General features: G+C 63.4%; 10 protein-coding genes and 1 pseudogene. 8 read left to right on the forward strand and 3 right to left on the reverse strand.

Features of this window, described 5'->3' with window-relative positions; all coding sequences use genetic code 11:
• The coding region (locus ABY403_RS08065; RefSeq protein WP_372840265.1) for a GNAT family N-acetyltransferase at nt 1-227 on the forward strand (227 nt) is incomplete at its 5' end.
• Nucleotides 228-246: 19 nt separating this feature from the next.
• On the opposite strand, the gene ABY403_RS08070 is transcribed toward ABY403_RS08065, so the two are convergent.
• On the reverse strand, nt 247-2,886 hold the full coding sequence (locus ABY403_RS08070; protein WP_372840266.1) for a hypothetical protein: 2,640 nt from the start codon (nt 2,884-2,886) through the stop codon (nt 247-249).
• A 107-nt stretch (nt 2,887-2,993) separates the two neighbouring features.
• Here ABY403_RS08070 and ABY403_RS08075 point away from each other — a divergent pair, with 107 nt between their 5' ends.
• Entirely contained in the window at nt 2,994-3,671 is a 678-nt protein-coding gene (locus ABY403_RS08075) for a thiamine diphosphokinase (protein WP_372840267.1), read from the forward strand.
• Here ABY403_RS08075 and ABY403_RS08080 read toward each other — a convergent pair.
• Together ABY403_RS08080 and ABY403_RS08085 are read right to left on the reverse strand one after the other, a co-directional pair.
• Nucleotides 3,574-4,533, reverse strand: a complete 960-nt coding sequence (locus ABY403_RS08080; RefSeq protein ID WP_372840268.1) for a DMT family transporter — start codon at nt 4,531-4,533, stop codon at nt 3,574-3,576. The two genes, ABY403_RS08075 and ABY403_RS08080, sit on opposite strands and share 98 nt — an antisense overlap.
• Nucleotides 4,534-4,615: 82 nt before the next feature.
• Nucleotides 4,616-5,995, reverse strand: a complete 1,380-nt coding sequence (locus ABY403_RS08085) for an L-serine ammonia-lyase (protein ID WP_372840269.1) — start codon at nt 5,993-5,995, stop codon at nt 4,616-4,618.
• Nucleotides 5,996-6,180: 185 nt separating this feature from the next.
• Between ABY403_RS08085 and rpiA the strand changes: the two genes are divergently transcribed.
• The 6 genes and pseudogenes from rpiA to ABY403_RS08115 all read left to right on the forward strand — a co-directional run.
• Complete coding sequence (gene rpiA / locus ABY403_RS08090; protein WP_372840270.1) at nt 6,181-6,969, forward strand: ribose-5-phosphate isomerase RpiA; 789 nt, start codon at nt 6,181-6,183, stop codon at nt 6,967-6,969.
• Complete coding sequence (gene gorA / locus ABY403_RS08095; RefSeq protein ID WP_372840271.1) at nt 6,966-8,330, forward strand: glutathione-disulfide reductase; 1,365 nt, start codon at nt 6,966-6,968, stop codon at nt 8,328-8,330. Before rpiA ends, gorA begins: the two co-directional genes overlap by 4 nt.
• Before the next feature lie 58 nt (nt 8,331-8,388).
• The gene (gene hflK / locus ABY403_RS08100) at nt 8,389-9,516 is read left to right on the forward strand and encodes an FtsH protease activity modulator HflK (protein ID WP_372840272.1); all 1,128 of its coding nucleotides are present in this window, start codon (nt 8,389-8,391) and stop codon (nt 9,514-9,516) included.
• Nucleotides 9,516-10,385, forward strand: coding sequence for a protease modulator HflC (hflC, locus tag ABY403_RS08105; RefSeq protein ID WP_372840273.1), 870 nt, complete (start codon nt 9,516-9,518; stop codon nt 10,383-10,385). Before hflK ends, hflC begins: the two co-directional genes overlap by 1 nt.
• On the forward strand, nt 10,382-10,579 hold the full coding sequence (locus ABY403_RS08110) for a DUF2065 domain-containing protein (RefSeq protein WP_372840274.1): 198 nt from the start codon (nt 10,382-10,384) through the stop codon (nt 10,577-10,579). The genes hflC and ABY403_RS08110 overlap by 4 nt, the downstream gene beginning before the upstream one ends.
• A gap of 134 nt (nt 10,580-10,713) precedes the next feature.
• Nucleotides 10,714-10,923 (forward strand): annotated as a pseudogene (locus ABY403_RS08115) (serine protease); the annotation flags it as partial.

Genomic DNA, 10,923 nt, shown 5'->3' on the forward strand with positions numbered 1-10,923 from the left:
CATGGACGCTGGGGCCAGACGGCTATCTTGAAGACCTGTTCGTGGCGGCAGATGTGCGCGGGCAGGGCGTCGGGCGGGCGCTGATTGAAGATCTTATCGCGCTGGGCAAGGCGCGCGGTTGGGCGCGGCTTTACTGGATGGCAGATCAGGGCAACGCAACGGCGCGCGCGCTTTACGACCGAATCGCGGGTTTCGACGGCCACATCCGCTATCGGCTACGGCTCTGACCTGGTAGCGCCGCGCCGTTTAACGGGCGCGGCCCTGCGCGGGGTAGTAGCGCGATGCTTCTGTAATGGCGAATTGGCCGCGTTTGACCTTGGCGATCTTGCCCTGACGCAACAGCGTTCCGAACGAGCGTAGCCCCGCCTCGCGGTCAAATCCGGAGGGTTGTTCGGCAAGCGCTGCGACCTTGCGGATAAGGTGCGGGCGGGTGAAATGCGGCTGGCCTTCGATGTCGGCGGTATAGGCCGCAGCGGCCTCCAGCAGTTCGGGCAATTCGCGCGCCCCCAGTTTGCGGGCAAACTCGGCAAAACCGCTTGCTTCTGCGGCTGAAAGCGGGGGCGTGTCGTAATCTTCCTCGTCGTCTTCGTAGTCACGGCGCGCGGCCAGTGCTGCGGATGAGGTTTGCCCGGCGCTGATACGGCGCGGGCGGATCACGTGCTGCTCGGAAACCGCGGCATCTTGCGGCCGATCGATGCGCTGCTCGGATACCAGCACCAACGGCGCCATGCGTTGTTGCGGCGGGGCAGGGCGGCGGGTGGCGGTTTCGGGCGTGCCCCCAGCGGGGCGGCGCGGGCGCACCGCTTTGGTCAGATCGTCGCGGTAACGCTTGATCTCGCGGGCTTCGTCATCTTCGGCGGCGTTTGCATCGGCGGGGCTGCGAAGTGCGCGATCTGCCACCGTAGCCGCGACCGCGGCTTTCAGATGCGCAATCGCAGAAAAGCGACGGCGGCTTTCGACACCTTCGAGCTTGGTGTTGGTTTCAGTCAGCAGACGCGAAAGATTGACCTCGGCGGGCTCTTCGGTGGCAGCGCGGTCAAGGCGCGCGGCGTTTGCCGGAGCCGGCGCTGAGGGCTGCTCGGCCTCGACGATCTCGGCATCCTCGATTTCGGAAGCGGGCCGGTTCTGATCTGCCTTTGCAACCTTTTCTGGCTGTTCTGCGGCTTCGTCCGAAACTTCTGGCGTTTTGGTAACCGAATCCTCGAACGTTTCGGCAACCAGATCATCCACAGCCTCGTCAGCCGAATCGGCCGGTGCTTTGGGCGCGGGCCCGATTTCGGCTTCGAGTGCTGCAAGTTCGAGCGCCAGTTCCGCCTCTTCTTCAGGCGAAAGCCCTGTCGGTGCGACTTCGGCAACGATCGATTCGGCCAGGGCTGCACCAACCGCGGCAAGCGTATCTTCGTCGCTTTGCGCATTGTCGGCGGCGGGTGTGGCTTCGGTCAGGGCGTCGGCGCGGCGCACCTTGACGACGCGCGCGCGGACAGGCTTTGCCTCGGGCTCGCTTGTTGCTTCGGTGACTTGCGCCTGCTCGGCGGCGGCTTCGGGCTCTGGTTCTGGTTCGGACCAGTCCAGATCATCATAGGGTGTCGGGGTTTCGACAGATTCAGGCTGTTCCGATGCGTCGAGGGCGCGGCTTTCGTCTTCGGCCTCTTGGTCGGTGCTCGCTACTGCTTCGGCCTCGGGCACTTCGTCTGCCTCGGCCTCGGATGCCGCGTCTGCCTTGGGCATGTCTTCGGGCGCTAAAACCTCGGGCGCTGCGCTTTCGGGTAGCGCTTCTGCCTCGGTAGCTTCAGCCGAAGGCGCTGCCTCGGCGATCTCTTCGGGCGCGGTGTCTTCGGTCGCTGCGACTTCGGGCGCATCTTCAGATGCGGCCACGACGGAGTCATCTTCGCCCCAAGCCTTGCTTGCGCCAAGTTCGACGGCTTCGGCGATGCCGGTTTCGTCGCCTTCGAGGTCTTCGATTTCAAGCGGCGTTTCGGCGGCCACTTCGGCTGCGGGCGCGTCCTCGATCTGCGGTGCTTCGGCCTCGATCGGCGCAGCGACTGCGGCTGGCTTTTCTGCCTCGACGCCAGCGGTCAGCGCGGCAAGCGATGCTGCGGTGCGCGCGGCGCGTCGGGCGGCACCGCTGCGCATAGCCTCGGCGCCCGCGTCATCTGCGGCGGGTTCAGAAAAGGCCTGCGCGGGTGTTTGCTTGGCGAGCGGCGGGGTTGCCTCGGCCGCAGCCGGTTCAGCCGGGGGCGCAACTTCCGCCGTCACTTGCGCGTCGGCTTCGCTTTGCGAGGGGTCGCCAAGGTCGATTTCATAGCCGAAATCCGTGGATGGCGGCGCGGGCGAAATATTGGCGACGTCGGATTCGTCTTCATAGGCGGGCTGGGCCGCAGCGGCGCGCGCGCCTGCAACAGCGGCACGAATACGCGCAAGTTTGGCGGCAACGGATTGTTCGATCGAAACCGAATCGTCTTCTACTTCGGCCACCGGGGCCGCCGCGACGGGTTCTGGCTGCGCGGGTTCGGGCTGCACAGGTTCGGGCGGCGCGGGTTGCGGGGGGGCGACTTCGGCCGTGGCTTCCGGCACGGGCGCGGCAGGTTCTGCCGATTCTTCCTGCGGGCGCAGGGTGATGCCATGCGCACCGATCTGCGCATTGACGCGTCGGTGCAGCTCTCGCTCAGCGATACGGTGCAGCATCTCTGCGTCGGGGGTTGGCGGTTCGGCACCGAAGTAGCGATCTTCCGCAGCAAGGTCGCGGAAATACTCTGCAATCGCCCTCATCGTCGAGAAAGGCTCGTCGAATCCCTCGAGTGTGCAGGAAAACGTCCCGTAGGATACGGTAAGGATCTTGCTGCCACCAATCATGGAACGCTCGCTTTCTTCGATATTTACAGTCATTACCTTCACGTCCAATTGGTTCTTAACCATGAACCAAATGCGGCGAAGGAAAGGATTTATTCCGACCCCGACTGCGTGCAGGTGCCTTATTCGAGATGAGTATTGCCATGAAAGACAGCATATTCCATTCGCGGCAGGGCGTCACGCTTCTCGGCGCGGGCGATCTTCATGCGGCGAGTGTTGCCGAGGCGTTGACACTTGCGCCCTGTTTGGTTGCCGCCGATGGCGGTGCCGACCGGGCGCTGGCGCTTGGACTGAGCCCCGAGGCGGTGATTGGTGATCTCGACTCTATCAGTGCAGCCGCGCGCGAGGCGATAGGCGCAGAGCGGATCTGGCAGATCGAAGAGCAAGAGACCACCGATTTTGACAAATGCCTCCGCCATATCGAAGCGCCGTTCTTTCTGGCGGTGGGGTTTGGCGGCGGGCGGCTTGACCACACGCTGGCGGCCATGACCGTGCTGGCGCGGCATCCGGGGCGGCACCTGATCTGGCTTGGTGCCGAGGATGTGGCATTCTTGGCACCGCGTGAGCTTGTGCTTGACCTCGCGGCGGGCACGCGGGTGTCGCTGTTTCCGATGGGGCAGGTGCGTGGCCATGCGACGGGCCTGCGCTGGGGGCTTGATGGCGACGATTTTGCCCCTGCCGGGCGGATCGGCACCTCGAACGAGGCGTTGGGGCCGGTGCGTCTTAGTCTGGATGGGCCGATGCTTGTGCTGTTGCCGCAAGAGTATTTGCGCGCAGCACTTGCCGGGCTTGGCGTGCCACCAACTGTTCTCGGTGGATGATATAAAGCCCAGAGCCGATGATGATGCTGATGCCGATCCAGGTAAGCCAGTTCGGAAAATCGCCAAAGACAAGGTAGCCGAAAAGCGTGGCTGTGACGATTTCTAGGTAGTGCAGCGGTGCCAGTGTCGATGAGGGCGCCCATTTCAGCGCATAGGTCATCGCCATATGGCTGACGGTTGCCGCAAGGCCCACGCAGAACACCCAGAGCCAGAAGATGCCCTCTGGTAGCGTGAAGGCGAGCGTTTCCTCGCCCACCGCAGTGCCAAGCGCCAAAAGCGGCAGGCAAAGCGCAGTGGCGACCAGTGCGGTGTGCATCTGCATCGTCACCGGGTGCATATCGCGCGACAAGGCGCGGGTGATCAGCATGTAGGCGGCAAAGAAAACGGCCGTGCCAAGCGGGTAGAGTGCGACCGCGCCGAACATCGCGAAGGATGGCTGGATCACGAACAATGCGCCCACAAATCCGACCGCCGAGGCCGCAATGCGGCGCGGCCCGACTTGTTCGGCCAGCACCAGTTTGCCGATCAACAAAATGATGAACGGCTCGACAAAGGCGATAGCCAGCGCATCGGCCACCGGCATCACCTTGACCGCAGCGACAAAGGTGTAGGTCGCGCCGATACTGACAGCCGCGCGGGCGGTGGTCAGCCAGAAGGCGCGTCGGCTCATGCGCCAATCGAGCCGCATGAAGGTGATGATCGGTGCCATCAGCGCAGCCTGCACGACATAGCGCGCAAGCGTGACCACGCCCACCGGCACCTCTTGTGCGGCAAGTTTGGAGGCAACGTCGATCAATGGCGCGGTGACGCAGAAGGCGATCATCAGCGCAACGCCGGGAAGGATGCGGTCAGCGGTATTCATGAATCTGCGCTAGCGCGGCCGCAGCGGTGCGGCAAGAGCGAAAGAGTATCGGGCACATTTCGGGCGCGCGCTTGGTGCGAGTTCAGCAGTTTGGCACATTTACCGCAAGCCCGCCCAACGCGGTTTCCTTGTAGTGGCTGTGCATGTCTCGGCCAGTCTGGCGCATCGTCTCGATAGCGGCGTCAAGCGGCACAAGGTGCGTGCCGTCGCCGCGCAGGGCAAGGCTGGCGGCGGAAACGGCCTTGATCGCGCCAAGCCCGTTGCGCTCGATGCAAGGCACTTGCACAAGGCCGCGCACCGGATCGCAGGTCATTCCAAGGTGGTGTTCCAGCGCGATTTCGGCGGCGTTCTCGATTTGCTCGGGGCTGCCGCCCAGAACTGCGGCAAGCCCCGCTGCGGCCATCGCGGCGGCAGAGCCGACCTCGGCCTGACAGCCCGCCTCGGCCCCCGAGATCGAGGCGTTGCGCTTGATAAGCCCGCCCACGGCGGCCGCGGTCAGAAGAAACTCGCCCACCCGCGAGGGCAGCGCCCCCGGCACATGGTCAAGCCAGTAGCGGATCACCGCGGGCAGAACGCCCGCAGCACCGTTGGTGGGTGCGGTCACAACCTGACCGCCTGCCGCGTTTTCCTCGTTGACCGCCATCGCGTAGGTCAGCATCCAGTCGTTGATCGTGTGCGGCGCGGTCTGGTTGAGGCCGCGTTCGCCCAGAAGGCTTTGGTGAATCGCGTGCGCGCGGCGCTTGACCTTGAGGCCGCCGGGCAGGGTGCCATCGGCCGCAAGGCCGCGTTCGAGGCAGGCATTCATCACTTGCCAGATACGCAAAAGGCCATCGTCGATTTTTGCCTCGGATCGAAAAACGCGCTCGTTGGCGCGTTTCATTGCCGCGATCGTAAGGTTCGAGGCGCGCGCCATTGCGAGCATTTCGGCGGCGTTGCGGAACGGGTAGGGCACGGGCGAGGGAAGATCGAGTTCGGCGGCGGTGACTGCTTCGGCCTCGGCCGCAGTCACCACAAAGCCGCCGCCGATGGAATAATAGGTTTCTTGCAAGATCACGTCGCCTTGGGCGTCGGCTGCAGACAGGATCATGCCATTGGCGTGGCCCGCAAGCGGCGCACCATAGTCAAAAACCAGATCGCGCGCCGGATCGAAGCGCAGCGCAGGCAGGCCGGGAGGCGAAAGGGTCAGCGTTTCGCGATTTGCGGCAAGCAAAGCCTCTGCGACCTCGGCATCATAGGTGTCGGGGGCGACGCCTGCGAGGCCGAGAATTGTGGCGCGATCTGTCGCGTGGCCTTTGCCTGTAAAGGCAAGAGAGCCGTGCAGGCTGGCGCGCAGGCCATGCGCATGAAACGGAGAGGCGCGCAAACTTGCCAAAAAGCGCGCCGCCGCCACCATCGGCCCCATCGTATGCGAGGATGACGGGCCCACGCCTACTTTGAACAGATCGAACACGCTCAGAAACATGTAGCCCCCTTTGAGATCTTGCGCCCAGAGTGCCCGAGCGCGCGGCGTGCGCAAGGCAGGAAAGCGACACGCGCCGCGCGTTTTGCGCGCCGTGTGCGGCAGAGCCGCCTTGGGTGCTACATTCGGTCTCGCGCGCGGGTGCGCGATTGCCTATAAGCTTTGCAACCGCACGAGGAGCCCGACACATGGCCGCAGAACTTTCGCCCATCGACAAAGCCAAATTTGCCGCCGCGCGCCGCGCCGTCGAATATGTCGAAGATGGCATGAAGGTTGGGCTTGGAACCGGGTCTACCGCGGCGTGGATGGTGCGGTGCCTTGGCGATATGGTGCGCGAAGAGGGTTTGCGCATCCGCGGCGTTGCCACCTCGGCACGCACGGCCGATCTGGCGCGGCAGGTGGGCATCGAGATCATCGACCTCGACGAAGCGAAATGGCTGGATCTGACGATCGATGGCACCGACGAGTTTGACACGCACCTCAACCTGATCAAGGGCGGGGGCGGTGCGCTTTTGCGCGAAAAGATCGTGGCGACCGCGTCGGACCAGATGATCGTGATCGCGGATGCGGCAAAGGAAGTGATGCAGCTTGGTGCATTTCCGCTGCCGGTCGAGGTGATCCCGTTCGGCTGGCAGACGAGCCGCGCGCTGATCGAGGAAACACTTGTAAGCATGGATGTGCTGGGGCGCACCACGTCGCTGCGGCTTAACGGGCAAAAGCCCTTTGTCACGGACGAGGGCAATTATATCGTCGATCTGCACCTAAGCCGCATCGGCAATGCACGCCAGTTGGGGCTGGTGCTGAACCAGATCCCCGGTGTGGTCGAGAATGGGCTGTTCATCGACATTTGCGATGTGGTCATCATCGGCCAAGGCGACGGGCGTATCGAGATTCGCGATATCAACGAAGGCACCGTCGTGCACGACCGGATTGATTTTGTCGAAAGCGAGAACCTGTTTTCGGAGATGGGCGAATGACATCTTTCGATGTCGATCTGTTTGTAATCGGCGGCGGTTCGGGTGGTGTGCGCGCAGCGCGGATTGCGGCGGGCGAGCATGGCGCAAGGGTTGCGCTGGCCGAGGAATACCGCATGGGCGGCACCTGCGTTATTCGCGGCTGTGTGCCGAAAAAGCTGATGGTTTTCGCGTCGAGCTTTCCGGCGGCGATCGAAGAGGCACGGGCTTACGGTTGGCAGGCCAGCGTCGGGGCGTTCGACTGGTCGGCGTTTCGCGTGCGGCTGGATGCCGAGCTTGATCGGCTGGAAGCGGCCTATCGGGGCGGGCTTCGCAGCGCCGGGGTGACGGTTCACAACACGCGCGCGATGATCGAAGATGCGCAGACCGTGCGGCTGGCGAGCGGCGAGCGTATCACCGCGCGCCAGATTCTTGTGGCGACCGGCGGGCGGCCTTTCGTGCCAGAGTTTCCGGGTGCCGAGCATGTGCTGACTTCGAACGATATCTTCAAGCTCGAAGCGCTTCCGGCGCGGGTGTTGATCGTTGGCGGCGGCTTTATTGCGTGCGAGTTTGCGTCTATTCTCAATGGATTGGGCGTCAAGGTTACGCAGTATTACCGCGGCGTGCAGATTTTGCGCGGCTTTGACGACGAGGCGCGCGCGCATGTGGCGCACATGCTTGTCGATATCGGCGTTGACCTGCGGCTTGGCGCGGATGTCGCGGCGATTGAAAAGGTGCCCGGCGGGTTGCGGGTGCGCGGGCCGGATGGCTCTGAAGCAGAGTTCGACGCCGTTGTTTACGCGACCGGGCGCGTGCCCAACACAGCGGGGCTGGGCCTAGAAGCCGCCGGGGTGACGCTTGGGCGCAGAGGCGAGATCGTGGTCGATGAATGGAGCCAAAGCTCTGTTCCGACCATCCATGCGGTGGGCGATGTGACCGACCGCATCAACCTGACCCCGGTTGCGATCCGCGAGGGGCATGCCTTTGCCGATACGATTTTTGGCGGAATGCCGCGCCAAGCCGACCACGATCTGGTGGCCAGCGCGGTCTTTACCCTGCCGAGCGAATTGGGCACCGTGGGGCTTACTGAAGAAGACGCGCGACGGGTCGGGCCGATCGAGATTTATGCGACGAGTTTTCGCCCGATGCGCAGCGCTTTTGCGGGCCACAACCACAAGGTTCTGATGAAGCTGGTAGTTTCGGCGGAAACGCGCAAGGTTCTCGGGTGTCATATCGTGGCGCCCGAGGCAGGCGAGATGATCCAGATGGTGGCGATTGCCATCAAGATGGGTGCGACGAAGGAGGATTTCGATCGCACCTGCGCTTTACACCCGAGCATGGCAGAAGAGCTTGTGACATTGCGAAAAGCGGTGCGGACGGGTTGATTTTCACAGGTATTACCCCAGTTTGGGTAAGACCGGAATGACGGAAGGTGAGGAATTCATGAGCAATGGTGGACCCTGGGGCGGCGGCGGCAACGACGACGACGACCGCGACGGTGACCGCAAGCCGGGGCGCAGGCCAGGCGAAGGCGCGCCGATCCCCGAGATCGAAGAGATCATGAAGAAAGGCACCGAGCAATTACGGGTGCTTATGGGTGGCCGCGGCGGGCGGCGTAATGGCGGTGGCGGCGGCGGCGGGCAATCTGCCGGCCCGGCGTTTACGCGCGGGACGCTTGGGCTTGCCGTGCTGGCGATGGCGGCGGTCTGGGCCTATGCCTCGTTCTATACGGTGAAGCCCGAAGAACGCTCGATCGAATTGATGTTTGGTGAGCTTAGCGCTGTCGGAAACCCGGGTTTGAACTTTGCGCCATGGCCAGTTGTGCGCGCCGAAATCGTGCAGGTGACGGGCGAGCGCAGCACCAATATCGGCACCGGCAAGGGCGGCGCGCTTGATAGCGGGCTGATGCTGACGCGCGATCAGAACATCGTCGATATCGAGTTTCAGGTGGTCTGGAACGTGACCGAGCCCGACAAGTTCCTGTTCAACCTGGCCGATCCCGAAGGCACAATTCGCGCGGTTGCAGAAAGTGCGATGCGCGACATCATTGCGCGCAGCGAGCTTGCGCCCATTCTCAACCGTGATCGTGGTTCGATCGGTAACGATCTTCTTGCCGCGATGCAAAACACGCTCAACAGCTATGACGCGGGCATCAATGTCGTGCGCGTCAACCTTGACCGTGCCGACCCGCCGCGCGAGGTGATCGATAGCTTCCGTCAGGTGCAGGCCGCGCAGCAAGAGCGCGACCGGCTTGAGAAAGAGGCCGATGCCTATGCCAACACCGTTACCGCTGGCGCACGAGGCGAAGCGGCGCGACTGGGCGAGGAAGCCGAGGCTTATCGCGCGCAGGTTGTCAACGACGCATTGGGTGAAACCAGCCGTTTCATCGCCGTCTATGACGAATACGTAAAGGCGCCCGAGGTGACGCGGCGACGGATGTATCTGGAGACGATGGAGAAAGTCTTTGGCGGCATGAACAAGGTGATCCTTGACGGGGTTTCGGGCGAGGCCGGTGGGGTGGTGCCCTATCTGCCGCTGAATGAGCTCAACCGCACTGGGGGGACCAACTGATGGTAAACGCACGCATATTGATCCCCGCCGCGGCGGTGGTGGTGGCGCTGGGGCTTTCGTCGGTGTTCTTTGTTGACGAACGCGAAAAGGCGCTGGTGCTTCAGTTCGGCGGCGTTGTCGCGGTCAAGGAAAGCGCGGGTCTGGCCTTCAAGGTGCCGTTCATTCAGACCGTGGTGCGCTATGATGACCGCATTCTCAGCCTGTTCACCCCGCCCCTCGAGGTGACCCCTGCCGATGACCGGCGCTTGGTCGTGGACGCGTTTGCGCGTTGGCGCATTGTCGATGTGGTTAAGTTCCGGCAAGCGGTGGGCACGCAGGGTGTGCAGCTTGCGCAGAGCCGGCTTGAGAGCATCATCGTGAAGGTGATCCGCGACACCATGGGTACGGTGCCTTCGACCAGTGTGCTGTCAAACGACCGTACGGCGTTGATGAACCACATCCGCGACCTTGCCAAAGCCGAGGCAGAGGCGCTTGGCGTGGATGTGATTGACGTGCGGTTGACGCGCACCGATCTGCCCGAGCAGAACCTGAGCGCCACCTACGCGCGGATGCGCGCCGAACGTGAGCGTGAGGCCGCTGACGAGATCGCGCGCGGCGGCGAGGCGGCCCAACGGGTGCGTGCCAGTGCTGATCGTACGGTGATTGAGTTGACCTCCGAGGCGCGAAAGCAGGCCGAGATCATCCGCGGTGAGGCGGACGCCGAGCGGAACGCGATCTATGCCGATGCCTTCGGGCGCGACCCTGAGTTCTTCGCCTTCACCCGCTCGCTCACTTCGTATGAACGGGCGTTGCAGGCGGATACATCGTCGATCGTGATGCAGCCTGACTCGGTGTTCTTCGACTATCTGCGTTCGGACAAAGTGGAATGATGGCCGCGATCCTTTGGGGGATCGGGCTGGTGCTTACGGTGGAGGGGCTGGCGCTTGCGCTGGCCCCTTCACGCATTCAGGCGGCGCTTGAAATGCTTGCGGCGCTATCGGCGGAACAGCGCCGGTCTCTGGGCTTGGCCGCGCTGGCCGTGGGTGTGCTGTTGATCTGGCTTGCGCGATGGCTTGGTGGTTGAGACACTAAGTAACATCACATAGGCTTGAGCGGCCGCGACGCACTTTTATTTGCCAACGACCCTACCTAGGTGAAACACACAAGGGCGCACCCGGGGTGCCGCCGGGTCGCATGGATTTTCACGAGGTGAACGCAATGAATGCAATGACGTCAACGCTTTCTGCAGACGCGCCCAGTGCGCGGATGCGCAAGGGGCTGTTTCCGGTCATCCTGCTATCGGTCGCGGTGGCTTTTGGGGCGGTTGCGCCGAAACGCGCAGCGGCCGCGCCAGAAAGTTTCGCCGATCTGGCCGAAAAGGTGAGCCCGGCGGTGGTCAATATCACGACCACAACCACGGTCGCTGCG

Origin of the sequence: Phaeovulum sp. (assembly GCF_041596715.1) — a bacterium.
GTDB lineage: Bacteria > Pseudomonadota > Alphaproteobacteria > Rhodobacterales > Rhodobacteraceae > UBA6213.